Below are 19951 nucleotides of genomic sequence, written 5' to 3' on the forward strand. Positions count from 1 at the left end.
TTCCATACATGTTCGGAATCTGCAATCTTGCCATAGTACCCGTTCGAGCTGAAGCTAGTGACAGAAGTGAAATCGTTACACAGCTTTTGTTTGGCGAACACATCGAAATTTTAGAACGCCATAATCAATGGGCTAAAATTCGGATTCAGTTTGACGACTACGAAGGCTGGATCGATTCTAAACAATATCAGGAAATTACCAAAGAGCAATTTGACCTTTTGAGCAAAGAGTCAATTATTTTAAATGCTGATTTGATTGATTATATCACAGCGCCAAATAATCTTTTACTTCCAATTCCGCTGGGAGCTTCGTTGTCATTTTTGAACAACAGCGAAATAAATGTTTCTAATTTTGATTTTGAAGGAACCAAAACAAGCGGTATCAAACCTAAAAGTGCCTTAATAAAAACTGCCTTTATGTATTTGAATGCTCCCTATTTATGGGGCGGAAAAACACCTTTTGGTATTGACTGTTCTGGTTTTACTCAAATGGTTTACAAATTAAACGGTTATAAAATTCACCGTGACGCTTCTCAGCAGGCATTAGAGGGAGACCCTTTAAGTTTTATCGAAGAATGTGAAGCTGGTGACTTGGCTTTCTTTGATAATGATGAGGGAAACATTACCCACGTTGGAATCATTATGGAAAACAATTATATCATTCACGCAAGTGGGAAAGTTCGAATTGATCGTTTGGACCACACTGGAATTTACAATCCAGAATTAAACAAACACACTCATAAACTTCGTGTAATTAAAAAGATTATCTAAGAACTTTATTGCAATTTAACCAATGAATGAAACAATTTATATAGCACTAATTTCAGCTGGTTCAGCATTATTAGGGGCATTAATCCCCACAATTATTTCCTATCTAAATAATAAAGAACAAAATAAATTTGAGCTTAAACGAGATTTACTGAACAATCAAAAAACAGCATATAAAGAACTCATGATAGCTCTACAAAATGTTATCAGCTATCAAGGTAATGAACAATTCAGAGAATTACAAAATGCTTCAATTATCTTATCTATTTACGGAGATAACTTTTCCTCTAATGCAATGAATGACTATTATACACAACTGGTTAGCGCATCACTTGAAAAAAGACCCCATTTAACAAGTGACGAGCATAAAAGTTTTCAAACAGAAATCATCAATGGTATACGAACAAATTTAGGACTTCAAAAATTTGATTCATTTGAAATAATTGGTTTCAGACCTAATTAATAAACATCTTCAATTTTCATTAACTTTCCTAACCCTCCATCTTATATTGTAAATATTTGCAATAATAAGTTAAGTTTCTAAATTGTAAAAAATTAAAAAAACGTAAATTATTTTGTTCATCTTGTATAGACCATACTGGAATTTACAATCCAGAATTAAACAAACACACTCATAAACTTCGCGTAATCAAGAAAATTATCTAACCTTAAAAAAGCAAAAATGACAAAACTTGAATTATCCAAAACAGGCTTTCAGATTAACAATGTAAACATCGAATTCCCAATTGATATCTCAGTTTTAAAACAGGCTTTAGGAGAATCCAGACACCTTAAAAAAAAATACAATCATGTTTATACTTGGGATGACCTTGGTATTTTGGCTTTTTCTAAAGAAGGAGACAAAATAGAAAGTCTCGGACTTGAGTTAGAACTTCGTGAATATGATTTTTGCGCAAAAAACATCCTTAACGGGGAATTTATTTTTGAAGGACAAGAATTATTTCAATACTACGAAAACAATAAAAATCAACTTGTAAAACTCTTTAAAGGCGACAGAAGCGGGGCTTTTATCCTTAGTGGAGTCAGCGTCTGGTTCGATAAAGAAAAAGGCAAAATTACAGGTATCAGCATTTCTGCAGCTGAGGAAAAAGAAAAGAAAGTCAGCGCACCACTCGATTCAGAATTCAAAAATTTTGAACCCTTATGGAAAGAATGGATTTCTGAAATCAATAAAATTGTTTCTGAAAATAATGATTACTACAATCTTGCTGAAGGAATTTCAGAAGAGGATATAAATAATCATTCAGTAATTGAAGATGAAGTAACAATCCCTCCTGCTCTAGTAAATTTCTACAAAGTTCAGAATGTTGATTATGATGCAGTAACTTCGACTTTTCAGATTTTAATCAATAATTGGCCTTACGAATTAATTCCATTTCAAGACATTGCAGAGGAATGGATTTCGATACAAGATTTACAATTTGACGAAGATGATTTACCAGAACAGGAAATTGACTTCGAAAAAATCAATACAGATAATTACGCCAATCCAAAATGGATTCCGTTTGCTACAGGACGAAACGGAGATTATTTACTTTTTGATACTGATCCCGCTTCAAAAGGAAAATATGGGCAAATCATAGAACTCCAAAACGAATCTTGGTCTAGGGATATCGTTGCAGATTCTCTGGAAGAATTAATTCAAAACGAAATCAATAATCTCAAAACCGGCAAAACCGAACATTTTGATTTTATAGTTGGAAAGGAGAATTAAAGCACGCGGATGAAACAGATTCGCTTTGCGAAAACGCGGATTTATACGGATTTACTTTTTTTTCATTCTCTCGCAGATTTAGCAGATTTAAAAAAATTAAATAATAGAAAAAATTAAATCCGCATAATCTGCCAAATCTGCGAGAGAAAATCAACAAAAAACAAAAAGAAATATCTTTTCAAATCAGCTTCAATCATTTTAAATCTGCGTGAAATAAAAAAATCCTATCTAATCCATTTATCCCGGTAGCTATCGGGAGTGGCAAAAGAAATTAGAGAAAATTCGTGAAATTCGTGGCAAAAACCTAAGCACTCAACCGAATCGTCTTCCTAAATTCAGAAGGACTATACCCTTTCTGTTTTCTAAAGAATTTATTGAAATGACTTTCATCCGTAAAACCAAATTCATACGCAATTTCATTGATTCGTTTATCACTGAATTGAAGTCGATGCTCAATCAATTTCGTTTTATAATTACTGATATACTGTTGCATCGTTTCGCTCGCATGTTTCTTAAAATATCGCCCTAAATACGTATTCGAAATTCCGAAATAATCACTTATAGATTCCGCTTTAATCTTTTCAGGATAATAAATATTGTTCTGAATATATTGCAGAATATCCATCGCTTTAGCTTCCGTATTTATTGTCACTTGTTCAGGAAGATATTTCGCAATATTTCTCGCCACTATAATAATCAGCATATTTACTAATTGCTGAATCAATTCCTGATTGTACACATCTTTATCCTGATGTTCTCGGCAGATCGCTTCAATCATCACTTTCACCAAACATTTATCAGGATCATTTTTCAAGATACAACCTGGCTGATGATTCGCATTTTGGAGAATATATTCCAATCGCTGAATATTTTCATTCTGCAGACTCGAATTTTTCAAATAAATATCATTAAACCTCAAAAAGAAGAATTTTGTTTCGGTTTCGATAGTGAAATTATGACAATCCTCAGGCGTCAATAAAAACAAATGCCCTGGATCATACGTAAAAATATTTTTATTGATGCATTGTGAACCAGTACCTTCCAAAATATAAACCAACTCAAAAAAATTATGACGATCTCCAACATCTGGATATTCACTCAGCGTTTCAAAAGAAACCGTAAAAGGCTCATATAAGTTTTCTTTTTTCATAATTCCATTTTATTTGAAGATGCAAATATACCTAAAAAAGACAAATATATACCAAATACCATTCACAAAAACAGTATAATTTTGCCTCATCAATTTAAAACAGAAAAAATCACAATCATGGAATATAGAAAATTAGGCAACTCAGAACTTCAATTATCAGCAATAACATACGGCGCTTTTGCAATTGGCGGAACCATGTGGGGCGGAACAGAAAAGAAAGATTCAATAGAATCTGTTCAAGCTTCTATAGACCAAGGCGTTACGACAATCGACACCGCTCCTTTTTATGGATTTGGTTTAAGCGAAGAAATGATCGGAGAAGCCATAAAACCTTACGATCGTTCTAAAATTCAATTGCTTACAAAATTCGGTTTGGTTTGGGACGGAAGCAACAACGGAAAAGGCGATTTCTTTTTCGACGCCGACGACAACGGCAAAAAAGTTCCGATTTACAAATACTCATCAAAAGAAAACGTCATTAAAGAAGTTGAAGAAAGCTTAAAACGCCTTCAAACTGATTATATTGATTTACTTCAAATTCACTGGCCAGACTCTACTACTCCAATTTCTGAAACTATGGAAGCGGTAGAAAAACTGATCCAGCAAGGAAAAATCAAAGCTTTTGGAGTAAGTAATTATAATGTTGCACAAATTCAGGAAGCACAAAAAACAGTTCAAATCGCTTCCAACCAAGTGGCATACAGCATGCTAAACCGTTCAATCGAATCTGATTTAATCCCATTTACAGTTGCAGAAAACATCGGAATCATTGCTTACAGTCCGATGGAAAGAGGTCTATTAACCGGAAAATATTTCTTAGACAGTAAACTAAAAGAAAACGATCACAGAAACGGTTATTTCGGAAAATTCGATCAGCAACAAGTAAAAACTTTAATCGAAGAATTGAGTTCATTGGCAAACAACAAATACATTTCGATTTCACAATTGGTTCTTCGCTGGACGACTTTACAAAAAGGAATTGCGATAGTTTTAGCTGGAGCCCGAAATGCCGAACAAGCCATCTCAAACGCCAAAGCAATGGATTTTGATCTTTCAGCTTCAGAATTGGACTTTATCAATCAGGCAATTGCTAAAATAAAATAAATTTTTTAAACACATAGAAACATAGTGTTTCGTTGTCGTCAAAGGCGTTTCACTTGCATTAATGCACATAGTCAGCACAATATTGTCATTCCGAGGAACGAGGAATCTCCACGAGAAGCTCGACAAAGATTGGCAATTGACTACGCTAAGTTACTTACGAAGATTCCTCTTTCGTAATGACAAACTTTGAGAACTATGTGTTAGAAACTAGTTTCTTTCAATTCCCTTTTACAGAAAGAAAAATCTATGTTTCTATGTGTTAAAAAAAATCTCAAACAATTAAAATAATTTGGGTGTGTCCCAAGGGCCGGGCTATCCGTTGCAATCTTTTATGCCGAACCCCGGCACAAAAGGATTTCCACTCCTATCCCTCACACATCCGTTTTCAAAAGAAGTAACAGTTAAAGATGAAAAAGATATTTATAATTAACGGCGGACAGAAATTCGCACATTCAGGAGGAAAATTCAACAAAACCGTTCAGGATTGGACAGTTGAATTTCTTTCTAAAAACAACAATTACGAAATAAAAACAACTCACGTAGAAGAAGAAATCGATCTTCAAAAAGAAGTAGAAAAATTCGTTTGGGCAGATTTAATCATCTATCACACACCTGTTTGGTGGTTTCAAATTCCGAATCTTTTCAAAAAATACATCGACGATGTTTTCACACAAGGACACAACAACGGAATCTACAAAAGCGACGGAAGAAGCCGTGTAAATCCAGACATCAATTACGGAACCGGCGGGCTTTTACACGGGCGCAAATACATGCTGACCACAAGCTGGAATGCACCTGCAACTGCTTTTACACTTCCTGGAGAATTCTTCGAAGAAACTTCTGTAGACGACGGCGTAATGTTTGGTTTCCACAAAATGAACAAATTCACAGGAATGGAACGCATCAACGGATTTCATTTTCATGATGTTGAAAAAGGCGCTACACCAGAAAATATCGTTATCTTTAAGGAGAATTACACGAAACATTTAGAAGAAACCTTTAAAAACTTATAATTATGATTTCAATTACTGCCATTTTAAAAAGCAAACCTGAGAACTTAATTGAAGTTCAAAATATGTTGACGCATCTGGTTACCGAAACTAGAAAAGAAGAAGCTTGTATTCGTTACGATTTACACACTTCTGAAAATGTTTTTATTCTTTGGGAGGAATGGAAAGATCAGGTAGGTTTGGATTTACACAACAGCCAATCGTATCTTCAGGATTTCATCAAAAAAACAGAAACGTTAGTTTCGACTCCAATTCAGGTCTACAAAACCGCTCAGATTTTATAATTAAATGAATTGCCGTTGGTTTTAACCAACGGATTAAAAAATATATACAAAGGCTTTAGCCAAAATCATGCAGATTTGGCTAAAGCCTTTTTGATCTTTCAAACCTAAAACCGTTGGTTAAAACCAACGGCAATTCAAAGTTCATTCAAAAATTAGTGTAAATTAGTGTAATTCGTGGCAAACAAAACTTATTTAATTCCTCCAAAAGCTCCGAAACACATATTTTTATGTAAAATTTCGACTTTAGAAAAACCAACTTTTTTCATCAAATCCAATTGGTAATTCATCGATCTTGGCGAATCTTCTTTTTCGATATAATCCAACACTTTTTGGCGATAATCTGCTCCTCCAATTCCTTCCAAATAATCCCCATAACGTTGCCAGGTATAGTCATTCAATAAATCAGTGTCTTGGGTAATTAAATCCGAAATCATTAAACAGCCTCCGGGTTTCAACAATGTAAACAATTTCGTAAAAATAGTTTCCCAATCTTGATCGTCTCGTAAATGGTGCAAAACCGCCCCAGCCAAAATAAAATCGAAATGATTTTCCGGCAAATCTACTTCACGAATATCTCCTTGCTTCACCTTTACTCTTCCCGACGTTTCTGCCGAAATTCTTTCTAAAGCTTTATCCAACATCGGCAAACTCAAATCAACCAAAGTGCAATTTAAATTTGGCACTTTAGAAAGCATTTTTAAGGTATAGTTTCCTGCGCCACAGCCAATATCCAAAACATTTTCAGCATTCGGAACAATTCTTTTGCAAGCTTCTGTTATTAATTCTAATGAAATTGTCGCATCGATTGTAGCAATTTGCCCCGTTTCTAAATTCGCAAACCGTTCGACATCATTGTCAAAACGTTCTCTGATTTCTTCAATAGTTGATTTTTTCATTGTTTTTTTTAGTTTTTCACGCAGATTTAAAATAGATTAAAGCAGATTTAAAATGATTTACCTTTTATTATTTAAACTTCAAATAAAAAAATCTGCCTAGATCAGCTTAAATCTCCCAAATCTGCGTGAAACTTTTTTCTTTTCTTTAATCTCCCGCAGATCAAGCAGATTGAGCGGATCTTTTTGCTATTATATGATCTGGATATTATTATGATTAAATGATTTATCTAAATTAATAATCTGTTTAAATCTGCGAGAGCTTTATTTTCATATTTCAAAACTATCTCTTTTATAAATACTTTAAAAATACTATTTTTATCAATTAATCATACTTTAAAAGTATCATGGAATTACGTCACTTAAAATATTTTCTGGCTGTAGCTGAAGAACTGAACTTTACCAAAGCCTCAGAAAAACTCTTTATTTCTCAACCTCCACTAAGCCGACAAATAGCCGAATTGGAAGAAGAACTGCAGGCCAAACTTTTCATTAGAAATAATAAAAAAGTAGAATTGACGGAAGCTGGAAAATATTTTAAAGAAGAAGTAACGGCAATTTTCCAGAATCTCGAACGTATTTCTGTCAAAACAAAAAAGATTGCAGAGAATGTTTCAGGCGAATTTAGAATCGCTTACATCAGTTCGATTTATTCGGCTGTTATTTCAGATTTGATAAAACATCTGAAAGCGCAGTTTCCTTATGTTAATTTCAAACTTTTTGAGATTTCAACGACCAAACAAATTGACGCTTTAGAAAAAGGAAAAATCGAAATGGGAATCATACGATCACCTATTCATTCGCCTAAAATAAAATCGCATTTATGGTTTAAAGACGGATTTTCATTGGTTTACAATAAAAAGTCAACTCAGATAAAATCAGAAAATGATATTTTAAAACTAAAAGACGAAACTTTTGTGTTCTTTAATAAAGATTATGCCCCACATTATCATGAAGTTTTATTGGAACTTTGTGCTTTTTATGGCTTTACGCCGAAGATTATTCATGAAGCGAATAATATTAATTCAATCGTACAATTAGTCAAAAACGGATTGGGAATTTCGATTGTTCCTTCAAATATTGCAAAAAACAATCACGATTCTGAGATTGGTTTTATCGAATTGAAAAAAGTAAATCTTTTTACAAATGTCTCATTGATTACTTCAAAAGACGATCATTCTGAGATCACGAAATCTGCTGTTGCGTTTTTGTTGCCACAAAGACGCTAAGGTGCAAAGTTTTTTTATTGATTAATCTCGCAAAGTCGCAGAGGCGCAAAGTTTCTCATTTTTTTGTCATTTCGACGTAAGGAGAAATCACACGTGTGATTCGACACAGATTAGAAGCTACTTTGCGGAATTACTAGTGTGATTTCTCCTTACGTCGAAATGACAAACTGAGCGAAAACATCTGCAGAATCTGCTTAAATCTTATAAAATCTGCGTGAAATTAAAACTTTGCGCCTCTGCGACTTTGCGAGGGATACATTCAGAATGCATTGTGGCCATAACAAAAATTCGTTACAATTTAGTACAGAAATCCACATCATAAAAACAGAAGTTTTAAATACCTTAGCAAACTATAATCCCATTCTCAATAAAAAATCAATAAAATGGCTGAGCAATCTTCAATTCAGTGTCCAAACTGCGGAACTCCTATCGATGTAAATGATGTTTTAAAACATCAGTTGGAAGATAGCATCCGTAAAGAATTCCAACAAAAAGCCAATATCCAAAACCGTGAAATAGAGCTTAAAAACGAGCAATTCGAAAAAGCCAAAGCCGAATTTGAAGCGAAGAAAAAACAGGAAAACGAACTTTTTGCTGAACGTTTGGAGCGCGAAAAAAAGACAGCTGAAAAAGAAATTTCAGAAAAACTAAAAGCCAAACTCGAAGAAGAAAACAAAGATCGTTTGTTATTGATGGAAAAAGAACTCTCTGAAAAGTCTGAAAAAATCAGGGAATTGAATAAAATGGAAGGTGAAATCGCCAAATTACAACGCGAAAAACTGGAAATGAAAGAAGCCATTCAAGCCGAAGCCGAAAAACAATTGAACGTACAATTAGGTTTAGAACGCGAAAAAATCAGAAAACAGGAAGACGATAAAAACGAATTAAAATTTAAAGAACTTCAGAAACAGCTGGAAGAACAAAAAAAGCTGACGGAAGAAATGAAACGCAAGCAAGAACAAGGTTCGATGCAATTGCAAGGCGAAGTAATGGAATTAGCGATTGAAGAATGGCTGGCTAACAACTTCCCTCTTGACAGCATTGATGAAGTTAAAAAAGGCGCTAACGGTGCCGATTGTCTTCAAATTGTAAACACAAGAGAGCACCAAAACTGCGGTTCTATTTATTACGAAAGTAAGAGAACAAAAGCATTTCAACCGTCGTGGATTGAGAAATTCAAAAACGATATCAGAACTAAAAGAGCCAATATTGGAGTTCTGGTAACCGAAGTTATGCCAAACGGAATGGACCGAATGGGAATGCGCGACGGAATCTGGATTTGTACGTATGAAGAATTTAAAGGTTTAAGCGCTGTTTTGCGTCAGTCTTTAATTCAAATTAATCAGGCGGTTCAGGCACAGGAAAACAAAGGCGATAAAATGTCGATGTTGTATGATTTCCTGACGAGCAACGAGTTCCGTTTGCAGATTGAAGGAATTGTAGAAGGTTTTACCCAAATGCAAAGCGACTTAGATTCTGAAAAAAGAGCGATGCAAAGAATCTGGAAACAACGCGAAAAACAAATCGAAAAAGTAGTTCATAACACTTTAGGAATGTACGGTTCGATTCGTGGCATTGCTGGAAATGCAGTTCAGAGTGTGAAAGCTTTGGAATTGGATTTTATTGAAGGAGAAGAAGAATCAGAAAATGAAGAACCTAAAGAATTGTTTGAGTAATAATTTTCTACATTACGTTTCTCATTTCGACTGAAAGGAGACCTGAGCGATAGCGAACTGACGAAGTAAATCGCACAAGAAATTCCGCAAAGAATATCGCCAATCTTTGTCGACAAACTAGTGCGATTTCTCCTTCGTCGAAATGACAAACTAGCTGAAAAACTCCCTCAGATTTTGCAGATAAAGCAGATAAAAAATCTATTTAATCTCTGAAATCTGTGGCAGAAAATAAATCTGCTCAATCTGCCAAATCTGCGGGAGAAATAAAAGAAAAATCAATCAACTTTCTTAAAAACAACCAGTTTAGCAGAAGGATTCGACAAAATCAATTGATTGTTCTCAATAGAATACGTCGTTGTGCTTTGCAAAGCTTTCAAAAACTCACCTTCTTTATTTCCCTGCGGACAAGCCATTAAGGTAGAAACTACTTTAGTAAAGCGTAAAAGATCTTTTTCAAAAAAGATTTGTCCCGTTATCGAATTACATCCGCCATATCCCATAAATTTATTTTCAGCCGAATTAATTTCGATTCTAGGCATTTCTTTTTGAAAATCAGTTGCGAATACTTTGTAACCGTTTAATTCTTCCAAAACCCAAATATCATGCAAACGGTAATCGGTTAGATATTTTCCGCATCCGCTTAATTTCTTAGCTTCTAATTCTGAATTATTCTTGATTTCGACTTTTACGCTATAAGGAGAAATCGCACCCGACATAGAATCCTGACAATCCAATTGCTGAATAGAAACGGTCGCTGTTGTTTTTTCGTTACTCAATTTGTACATCTTGACATTAGCATCCATTGCTTTAATAGGCTCTGTATGCGAGAAAGTTATGTTTTCTTTTCCAGGAATAAGAGATGTGAAGACAATTTGATCATTTCCAATTTTAATTCCCCAAAACGGCTCGTTTCCTGTTCCTTTAAAATAATATTGTAAATCTTCTTCTGTAGAAATTCCTGAATTTGTTCCTGCAGTTTCTTTGCTTGCCGTCGTTTTACAGCCTACCATTAAACATGATAATAACAATATTGAAAGTATATTTTTCATAGGATTTTTTGTTTTTGAAATGCTCTTCTTGAGAAAAACAATATAAAATTCTTATGAATTTACGACAATTTTTTGAAAGGCTTATTTAGAATCTTTTCAAATTTAAGAAAACAACGTCTATTAAAAATCATTAAAAACCCGCACTACGTATAAGTTTAAGACAAAATACGTAGTATACACTACCTGTTTATTACTTAAAAAATAAATATATTACGTATTTTCATAAGTATAAATACTTATATTTGCGTAGTAATACTTAATTAAAGAAATCATGATTAGAGTAATAGTAGTTGGAAACGGCATGGTTGGTTATAAATTTTGCGAAAAGTTTGTTGCAAAATCAGGACAGGAAAAGTATCAGGTTACTGTTTTTGGTGAAGAGCCAAGACGAGCCTATGACAGAGTTCACTTAAGTGAATACTTCGGAGGAAAAACAGCAGATGATTTATCATTATCAACAACCGAATGGTACGAACAAAACAATATTATTCTAAACACATCAGAGCTAATTACAGATATTAATCGTGATGTAAAAACAATCCATACACACTTAGGCAAAACACATACGTACGACTACTTAGTTTTAGCAACTGGTTCTTCGGCTTTTGTACCACCAATTGAAGGTGTAGAAAAAGAAGGTGTTTTTGTGTACAGAACTATCGAAGATCTGGACGCGATTATGGCCTACGCCAAAAAAATAAAACAAAAAGGGGCTACAGAAGCTGCTGTTTTAGGCGGAGGACTATTAGGTTTAGAAGCTGCAAAAGCCGTTAGAGATTTAGGATTGAATCCGCATGTAGTGGAATTTGCGCCACGTTTGATGCCGAGACAATTGGATCAAGGTGCGAGCGATATGCTTCAATCAAAAATAGAAGAATTAAACATTGGAATTCATCTTAACAAAACAACGCAATATATTGACGGAAAGGAAAGTATAACGGGAATGATGTTCGCAAACGACGAATTGTTAAAAGTAGACATGTTGGTTATATCTGCCGGAATTAAACCTCGCGACGAACTGGCAAGAGTTTCAGGTCTTGAAGTTGGTGTACGAGGCGGAATTGTGGTAAACAATCAAATGCGAACATCAGATCCTTCAATATTTGCGATTGGCGAAGCGGCACTTTATAACCAAAACATCTACGGACTTGTTGCTCCAGGTTACGAAATGGCCGATGTTGCTGCTGAGCAAATCTTAAATGGTGATAAAACCATGAGAGAAACCATCGATATGTCAACACAATTGAAATTAATTGGTGTTGAAGTGGCGAGTTTTGGTGATCCTTTTATTGAAAATAATGACGTTACGGCTATTATTTATGAAAATAAATTAAGCGGCGTTTACAAAAGAATCAACGTTACAAAAGATTCTAAAAAATTATTGGGTGGCATTTTAGTCGGAGATTCCAGCGATTACGGTTCACTTTTCCAGATTTACATCAACGAAATGGCATTGCCTAAAAATCCAGAAGATTTGATTTTAGGATCTCGAGATGGTTCTGAAGGTTCTTCAATGGGAAGCGTAATGGATTTGCCAGACACTGCTGTAATTTGTTCTTGTGAAAACGTGACAAAAGGTTCTATCTGTTGTAAAATTTTAGATGAAAGCTGTTCTTCACTTTCAGATATTGTAAAAGCTACAAAAGCCACTTCTGGTTGTGGAGGCTGTAAACCAATGGTTTCTGATTTGGTGAAAGCCACTCAAAAATCTTTAGGAAAAGAAGTAAAAGAGGTTATCTGTGAGCATTTCAGTTATACACGTCAAGAATTGTTTGATTTGGTAAAAATCAATAAATATGAGAATTTCTACAATGTTTTGGATCATCACGGCAAAGGAGACGGATGCGAAGTTTGCAAACCAGTTGTCGCTTCTATTTTCTCTAGTATTTATAATGATACGGCTAATAAACACGTAACAACTCAAGATACAAACGATAGATTTTTGGCCAATATTCAAAGAAACGGAACTTATTCAGTTGTTCCTAGAGTTGCCGGAGGAGAAATCACTGCCGAAAAACTCATTGTAATTGGTGAAGTAGCAAAACAATTCGATTTATATACTAAAATCACAGGAGCACAAAGAGTTGATTTATTTGGAGCACATTTAAGTGATTTACCAAAAATCTGGAAAATCTTAATTGAAAATGGTTTTGAAAGCGGCCACGCTTACGGAAAATCGCTTCGTGCCGTCAAAAGCTGTGTCGGAAATGCATGGTGCCGTTACGGAATGGACGACAGCGCCGGATTTGCTATCGAACTCGAAAACAGATACAAAGGAATTCGTTCTCCGCATAAACTAAAAGGCGGTGTTTCAGCCTGCATTCGCGAATGTGCCGAAGCACGCGGAAAAGATTTCGGGTTAATCGCTGTTGAAGGCGGATGGAATTTATACATCGCTGGAAATGGTGGTGCAAATCCAAAACATGCGGTTTTACTAGCCGAGAAAATCGACAAAGAAACGGTAATTAAATACATGGATCGTTTCTTAATGTATTACATCCGTACTGCTGGTCCGCTAATTAGAACTTCGACTTGGTTAGAAAAACTAGATGGTGGCTTAGAATATTTGAAACAAGTAATCATCGAAGACAGTTTAGGAATCTGCGAAACTTTAGAAGCCGAAATGCAGACAATGGTTAATACTTTCGAATGCGAATGGAAACAAGTTCTGGAAAAACCAAGATTAATGAAGCGTTTCAATCATTTTGTAAACTCAGACGAGAAAGACGATAACATTGCGTTTGTGCCTTTAAGAGATCAAAAAATGCCAAAAGCTTGGTCATAGACGAATTTTTCAAAAGAAATAAAACAAAAAAATTAATCTCGCAAAGACGCAAAGTCGCAAAATTAAATTATACAACTTAAAAAAAAACTTTGCGCCTTCGCGACTTTGCGAGCAATTTCATCAACAAAGCTCCAAAAAAAAGAAAAAAAATCATTAAACGTTTGCTGTCCTTCTTACCCTCTTTTTTACTGCGCCATCATAACTCTCATGATTGTAAAAAGAGGGCTAAGAAACAGGAAATCAAAACTCAATCAAAATGGAAGAAATCTTAAATCAATACGAAACAGTTCACGCAAGCGATGCAACAATTTGGTTCAAAGCGGGTAAAGTAGAAGATTTTCCAACCAACCGAGGCGGATGCATCAAATATAAAAACAAACAAATTGCGATTTTTAATTTTGCACGCAGAAACGAATGGTACGCTTGCCAAAACGCCTGCCCACACAAAATGGAAATGGTGCTTTCAAGAGGAATGACAGGATCTGCCGATGATATCCCTAAAATTGCATGCCCAATGCATAAAAAGACTTTTTCTCTTGTTGATGGTTCGAACTTAAACGGCGAAGAATACAGCATTGCGACTTACCCAGTTAAGATTGTTGAAGACGAAGTTTTTGTGGGGTTTATTGATTAATTTATAGGCCACAGATTACACAGATTAAATGGATTATATTTTTTTGCCACGAATTTCACTAATTCCACTAATTTAATTCTTGTAGATTCACGAAATTCTTGGTGAAAGAAAATAAAGAAAAATCCAAAAAATCCTTTAATCTGTGGCAAGAGAATAAAACAATAATTCGTGTCCATTCGTGAAATTCGTGCCGAAAAAAAACTTTAATTCCGTATCTTTGAATTCTATTACTCAACCAAAAAATGACTACACCTTTCCAAAAAGCAAGTGAATGGATTGATGCCGAAAACGCTCAGGATCCGAACATCGAATTAGACCAAAACACCGAATATCCAAAAGAATTATTGTATTCCAATAGGATGTATGAAAGACTGATGCAGTTTGAACCAAACGCTTCAGAAGAAGTGCAGATTGCCTCAAAAGCACAGCACATCTGTCGTTGGAAAGTCGCTCGTGAATCTTACCCAATGGATCGTGTGGGTTATTTGAAATGGAGAGAAGAACTGAAAAAATTCCACGCTAAAACTACCGCCGAAATTTTGGAAAAAGCTGGATACGACCAGACTTTTATAGATCGCGTTTCCTTTTTAATTGAAAAAAAATTACTTAAAAAAGATGCCGAAACCCAATTATTGGAGGATGTAATCTGTCTCGTATTTTTAGAATATTACTTAGAACCTTTCGTTGAAAAACATGATGATGAAAAGCTAAAAAACATCATTAAAAAAACCTGGGATAAAATGTCAGACAAAGGGCATCAGGAAGCTTTAAAAATCAATTATTCTGAAGAAAATTTAAACCTAATAAAAGCTTCTTTAGGATTGTAAAAAATATGAAAAAAGACAATCAGGAAGCAGAAAAAATCACTTTCAAAAATTTACGTCGTCTGTATTTTTTTGCGCTTCTTACTATTGCCTTAACCATAATTATCAGTCAGTTTTTGGTTCAATACAATCTTAATCAGCAGTTAAGCGATTCTAAAATCATTAATTTTTCTGGAAAACAGAGAATGCTGAGCCAGAAAATTGTCAAAGAAGTATTGATTTTACATTACGTTTCGGATTCGGCTACAGCCAAAAAAACTTCGCACTTAAAAGAGGTTTTAGAGCTTTGGAAGAAAAACCAAAACGCACTCGAAAACGGAAACGACAGCTTGGCTTTCCCAAAAGAAAAATCAGAAACCCTAAATAAACTGTATCTGGAAATCAATCCGATTTTCAATAAAATTGCACAGACAACCGATTCTTTTCTTCTGAATTTACAACAGAAAAAATCAACTTCTGAAAATCAAAAACTGGTTCAGATTATTTTAGAAAACGAAGGAATCTTTCTTTCAAAAATGAATCAGATTGTAACGCAATACGATCTTGAAGCGCACGAAAAAGTAACCGAACAACGCCGAATAGAATACTGGATCTTTGGTTTTACACTTTTGGTTCTGCTCCTAGAATTCTTCTTCATTTTCAAACCAACCAACAAGAAAATCGAAAGGTTAATTGCCCAGCTTTTATCTTCTGAAAAGAAAGCTTTAAAACTGGCATACGACACTGAAATCATTTCTGAAATCAAAGAAAATTCAGTAAAAGAATTAAAATCGCTCAATTATGCGATGGAAAACACTTTGCTGTATTGCCGAATTTCACCAGACGGCTCGATCATTCATATTGGAGAAAAATTCGCCAAACTTTTAAATTATACTAAATTTTCTTCCAATAAAAAATTCTCTGAAGTTTTGACCGAAGACGAAAAAGAACAGGTTAATTTTGACCGATTAATCTTCGAAAAACAAAGAAGCGGTTGGCAAGGCGAAATTAAAATCATTAACAAAGACGAAAAAGAAATCTGGCTCGATTTGTCGATGGTTCCTGTAATGATCAAAAAAGACGAACTCGAACTTTTAATCGTTTGTTTCAACATCACCGAACGTAAAAAAGCACAACGTGAAGTCGAACGTTTGAACCTCGAAAACACTACCGAAAAAATCAATCAACAAAAGATTATCTCGAGTAAAATCGTCGAAAATCAGGAAAACGAACAAAACCGAATCGCCAAAGAAATCCACGACGGAATCGGTCAAATGCTGACTGGTTTAAAATTCAGTTTAGAAAGTATCAATCTTGACGACCGAGAAAAATCGGAACAAAAAATTGAGTATTTAAAGAAGCTTTCTTTAGACATTATAAAAGGTGTCAGAACTGCAACTTTCAACTTAATGCCACCAGAATTAAGCGATCACGGAATCGTCTCTTCTTTGGCAAAACTCACACAAGAACTTTCAAAACTAACCGGAAAAGAAATCCTATTCTACAACAAAACCGATTTTGACCAACGTTTAGATTCCTTAATCGAAATTAATATTTATCGATTAACACAAGAAGCCATCAACAACGCCATAAAATACGCCGAATCTACGCATATAATTGTGCAACTTTCACACAGCGAAACACTTCTAAGCATTATTGTAGATGACAACGGAAAAGGCTTCGACGTCAATTCCGTAGATAAAAAACGTAACAGCGAATCCGGAATGGGACTTTTATTTATGAAGGAACGAATCCAGTACATCAACGGACGCGTTTTCATGAACTCCATTCCAGGCGAAGGAACGAGGATTACGTTCAACATTCCGATTCTTAAATAATGTGGCAATGTGCCAATTTGATAATTAGATAATTACTTTGCAGGAGAAAATTATCTAATTGACACATTTTCTAATTATCTAATTAATCAGGGCGAGCCACCATTAGAAAAAGTGGGCAAGCAAACTTTGTCTATATTCGCCCACTTTTCCTAATGCTGTCGGGCTATCTGCTCCGCCGCGGCGGATTGCTCCTATCCCTCTCGCGAGTTGACGATTTCAAAAGAATATTTTAATTTTATTCAGGTCAAACAAGTAAAAAAATCAATTGCCTCCAGCTTTAGCTGGAGGTCTACAAACAAGTATTAAAAGGCTTTAGCCAAACTTACGTATTTGGCTAAAGCCTTTTGCATCATCTATAAAACCTCCAGCTAAAGCTGGAGGCAATTGAAAACCAAACTTTGACAAAGTTAAACGCAAACCTCACCGCAATCTTGTCATTCTGAGGAACGAAGAATCTTCGCAAGAAACTCTGCAATCTAAATCGACAATCTTTGTGGAGTTACTAACGAAGATCCTTCCTTCGTCAGGATGACAAACTGAACGGTAAAAACTTTGACAAAGTTGAACCTACAAGATTTGGAATTTAAAATTTCCAACATTAGAAATTTTAATGTTAGGATTTAAAATCTAAAAAATTACGTATATTAGCGTCTTCTTTATAGATGAATATACGTAAAAACCGCTTTTAAAAATTAAGTAAATTATGAGTAATATCATTCGTGTAGTACTGGCAGATGACCATGTTTTTGTTAGAGACGGAATCAAATCTTTACTGGAAAACGAAGCAAACATTGAGGTTGTAGGTGAAGCTATTGATGGTGTAGATGCGCTGGAAGTGGTTGCAGATACAAAACCCGATTTACTTATAGTAGATATTCGTATGCCAAACTTAACCGGTATTGAGGTAGTAGAAAAACTTAGAAGCGAAAATAATGGCGTAAAAATCATCATGCTTTCGATGCACGAATCGGAAGAATATGTATTAAAATCAATAAAAGCGGGAGCTGATGGTTACTTACTAAAAGGTTCAAGCAAAGAAGAATTTTTAAAAGCACTTCACACCGTTTCTGCGGGCGGTAAATATTTTAGCGGTGATATATCTTCTATCTTAATCAGCCAGCTTACAAACGGCAGTTCATCATTAGAACCTAAACAAATTTTGGGTGAAGAAATGATGATTACCAAAAGAGAAAAAGAAATACTTACACTTTTATTATCCGGAAAAGGAAACAAAGAAATCGCCGAAGCTTTAGACATCAGCAAGCGAACTGCCGAAGTGCATCGTTTTAACTTGATGAAAAAACTGAAAGTAAAAAACCTAATGGAACTTTCGAACAAAGCGACTGAATATTCTTTAATCTAAAAAAATACGTATTTATACGTAATTATTTTTCAAAAACTGCGTTTTGGCAGGTTTTTACTAAGTTATAGTACTTATTTTTACATAAAAATATAAGTGCTATGAAAAATACAAACTCACTATCGCAATCACATAAAATTTTATTTTTGAACACATTGGCTTTTACAGTGTGTTTTGCCTGCTGGACATTAAATGGTGTTTTAGTGACCTTTCTGGTCGATAACGGAATTTTCCACTGGAGCGTTGTACAGGTCGGATGGCTTTTAGGAATTCCAATCTTAACCGGATCAATTATGCGTCTGCCGATCGGAATCCTGACCGATAAATTTGGAGGCAAATATGTGTATTCACTTTTATTACTATTATGCTCTATTCCGCTATTCCTTCTTCCCTACGCTGACAGTTTTGCTATGTTTGGTTTACTAAGCTTTTTATTTGGAATGGTCGGAACCAGTTTTGCAGTCGGAATTGGTTATACCTCAATTTGGTATCCAAAAGAATGGCAGGGACGCGCTTTAGGAATTTTCGGGATGGGAAATGCGGGTGCCGCTATCACAACATTTTTAGCTCCTTCATTATTAAATCATTTTTCTATCGATGATCCGCAAAATGGGTGGAAAATACTTCCTGTAATTTATGCTGTTTCATTAGTCGTAATCGGAATAGCCTTTTTAATTTTCGCTGAAAATAAAAAAATGGAAAGCAATGGCAAAACAATTTCTCAAATGCTTACGCCATTAAAATCGCAAAGAGTTTGGCGTTTTGGAGCGTATTACTTCTTAGTTTTCGGTTGCTTTGTAGCCTATTCTCAATGGTTGTTGCCAAACTTCATGAACGTTTATCAAACAAGTTTGGTAATGGGCGGATTATTTGCAACGATGTTCAGCTTGCCTTCTGGAGTAATAAGGGCTTTTGGCGGGTATCTATCGGATAAATTCGGAGCTAGAAAAGTAATGTATTGGGTTTTGGGTTCTTCCGTAATTTTAAGCGCTTTACTTTCAATTCCGAAAATGGAAATTACTACTTCGGGTCCAGGAATATTGGCTGCCAAAAAAGGGGTTGTAAATGAAATAAATGGCAAAACCGTAAAAGTAGGCGATAAAGAATATCCAATTGCACAAAAAACAGCTAATACAGCCGAAAACGCTATTTTTCCAACTTCTACAAGCTGGCAGGATGTTGTAGTTGCACACAACCAAAGTGTGGCCAAAAAAGAGCTGATCGCAAAAGGCGTTACTGTTATTAAATTTGATGCCAACATGTGGGTATTCTTGGTTTTAGTAATTCTAATCGGAATTTCATGGGGAATCGGAAAAGCGGCTGTTTACAAACATATTCCAGAATATTTTCCAAATGAAATCGGCGTTGTCGGCGGTATGGTCGGAATGATCGGCGGTTTAGGCGGATTTTTTGGTCCAATTATCTTCGGTTATTTACTGACAGCAACCGGAATCTGGTCAAGTTCATGGATTTTTATACTACTGTTTTCGATAGTTTGTCTTGTTTGGATGCATTACACTATAACACAAACAACTAAGAAAAAAGAAGTTAAAGTAAATAGAATAGAATTAGAACCTGCATATTAAAACCAGATTAAAAAAAATTAGAAATTTAATCTTAACAATAAGGAACAA

At 34.9% G+C, this 19951-nt stretch carries 17 protein-coding genes; 14 read left to right on the plus strand and 3 right to left on the minus strand.

All coding sequences use genetic code 11. The annotated features are described in order from the left end of the window. Positions 1-8: 8 nt before the first annotated feature. The 3 genes from ACFSC2_RS06325 (at position 9) to ACFSC2_RS06335 (ending at position 2502) form a co-directional block, all read left to right on the plus strand. Complete coding sequence (locus ACFSC2_RS06325) at positions 9-770, plus strand: C40 family peptidase (RefSeq protein ID WP_379817166.1); 762 nt, start codon at positions 9-11, stop codon at positions 768-770. 22 nt (positions 771-792) lie between these two features. Beyond that, on the plus strand, positions 793-1230 hold the full coding sequence (locus tag ACFSC2_RS06330; protein WP_379817165.1) for a hypothetical protein: 438 nt from the start codon (positions 793-795) through the stop codon (positions 1228-1230). Positions 1231-1449: 219 nt separating this feature from the next. Further along, a complete protein-coding gene (locus ACFSC2_RS06335; RefSeq protein WP_379817164.1) occupies positions 1450-2502 on the plus strand; it encodes an SMI1/KNR4 family protein in 1053 nt (350 codons plus the stop codon). Positions 2503-2806: 304 nt separating this feature from the next. Here the strand turns inward: ACFSC2_RS06335 and ACFSC2_RS06340 are convergent, their stop codons facing one another. Then, the gene (locus ACFSC2_RS06340) at positions 2807-3652 is read right to left on the minus strand and encodes an AraC family transcriptional regulator (RefSeq protein WP_379817163.1); all 846 of its coding nucleotides are present in this window, start codon (positions 3650-3652) and stop codon (positions 2807-2809) included. A 117-nt stretch (positions 3653-3769) separates the two neighbouring features. On the opposite strand from ACFSC2_RS06340, the gene ACFSC2_RS06345 reads away from it, so the two are divergent. The 3 genes from ACFSC2_RS06345 (at position 3770) to ACFSC2_RS06355 (ending at position 6050) form a co-directional block, all read left to right on the plus strand. After that, on the plus strand, positions 3770-4756 hold the full coding sequence (locus ACFSC2_RS06345; protein ID WP_379817162.1) for an aldo/keto reductase: 987 nt from the start codon (positions 3770-3772) through the stop codon (positions 4754-4756). A 407-nt stretch (positions 4757-5163) separates the two neighbouring features. Further along, a complete protein-coding gene (locus tag ACFSC2_RS06350; RefSeq protein WP_379817161.1) occupies positions 5164-5769 on the plus strand; it encodes an NAD(P)H-dependent oxidoreductase in 606 nt (201 codons plus the stop codon). Between the two features lie 2 nt (positions 5770-5771). Then, positions 5772-6050, plus strand: a complete 279-nt coding sequence (locus ACFSC2_RS06355) for a putative quinol monooxygenase (protein WP_379817160.1) — start codon at positions 5772-5774, stop codon at positions 6048-6050. 188 nt (positions 6051-6238) lie between these two features. Here ACFSC2_RS06355 and ACFSC2_RS06360 read toward each other — a convergent pair whose 3' ends face one another. Beyond that, a complete protein-coding gene (locus ACFSC2_RS06360; protein ID WP_379817159.1) occupies positions 6239-6946 on the minus strand; it encodes a class I SAM-dependent methyltransferase in 708 nt (235 codons plus the stop codon). Between the two features lie 344 nt (positions 6947-7290). On the opposite strand from ACFSC2_RS06360, the gene ACFSC2_RS06365 reads away from it, so the two are divergent. After that, positions 7291-8172, plus strand: coding sequence for a LysR family transcriptional regulator (locus tag ACFSC2_RS06365; RefSeq protein WP_379817158.1), 882 nt, complete (start codon positions 7291-7293; stop codon positions 8170-8172). 383 nt (positions 8173-8555) lie between these two features. Further along, on the plus strand, positions 8556-9848 hold the full coding sequence (locus ACFSC2_RS06370) for a DUF2130 domain-containing protein (protein ID WP_379817157.1): 1293 nt from the start codon (positions 8556-8558) through the stop codon (positions 9846-9848). A 275-nt stretch (positions 9849-10123) separates the two neighbouring features. Here ACFSC2_RS06370 and ACFSC2_RS06375 read toward each other — a convergent pair whose 3' ends face one another. Beyond that, positions 10124-10897, minus strand: coding sequence for an META domain-containing protein (locus ACFSC2_RS06375; protein WP_379817156.1), 774 nt, complete (start codon positions 10895-10897; stop codon positions 10124-10126). A 271-nt stretch (positions 10898-11168) separates the two neighbouring features. On the opposite strand from ACFSC2_RS06375, the gene nirB reads away from it, so the two are divergent. From nirB to ACFSC2_RS06405, 6 genes are all read left to right on the plus strand, one after another. Further along, on the plus strand, positions 11169-13682 hold the full coding sequence (gene nirB, locus ACFSC2_RS06380) for a nitrite reductase large subunit NirB (RefSeq protein WP_379817155.1): 2514 nt from the start codon (positions 11169-11171) through the stop codon (positions 13680-13682). 256 nt (positions 13683-13938) lie between these two features. Beyond that, positions 13939-14316, plus strand: coding sequence for a nitrite reductase small subunit NirD (gene nirD, locus ACFSC2_RS06385; protein ID WP_379817154.1), 378 nt, complete (start codon positions 13939-13941; stop codon positions 14314-14316). Between the two features lie 242 nt (positions 14317-14558). Continuing rightward, the gene (locus ACFSC2_RS06390; protein ID WP_379817153.1) at positions 14559-15143 is read left to right on the plus strand and encodes a DUF4202 domain-containing protein; all 585 of its coding nucleotides are present in this window, start codon (positions 14559-14561) and stop codon (positions 15141-15143) included. Positions 15144-15148: 5 nt separating this feature from the next. Next, positions 15149-16957 carry a PAS domain-containing sensor histidine kinase gene (locus tag ACFSC2_RS06395; protein WP_379817152.1) on the plus strand — a complete coding sequence of 603 codons (1809 nt, stop codon included), beginning with the start codon at positions 15149-15151 and terminating at the stop codon, positions 16955-16957. 703 nt (positions 16958-17660) lie between these two features. After that, the gene (locus ACFSC2_RS06400) at positions 17661-18320 is read left to right on the plus strand and encodes a response regulator (protein ID WP_379817151.1); all 660 of its coding nucleotides are present in this window, start codon (positions 17661-17663) and stop codon (positions 18318-18320) included. A gap of 98 nt (positions 18321-18418) precedes the next feature. Then, the gene (locus ACFSC2_RS06405; RefSeq protein WP_379817150.1) at positions 18419-19903 is read left to right on the plus strand and encodes an MFS transporter; all 1485 of its coding nucleotides are present in this window, start codon (positions 18419-18421) and stop codon (positions 19901-19903) included. Positions 19904-19951: the final 48 nt, after the last annotated feature.

The organism is Flavobacterium artemisiae (genome assembly GCF_042678225.1).
Taxonomy (GTDB): Bacteria; Bacteroidota; Bacteroidia; order Flavobacteriales; family Flavobacteriaceae; genus Flavobacterium; species Flavobacterium artemisiae.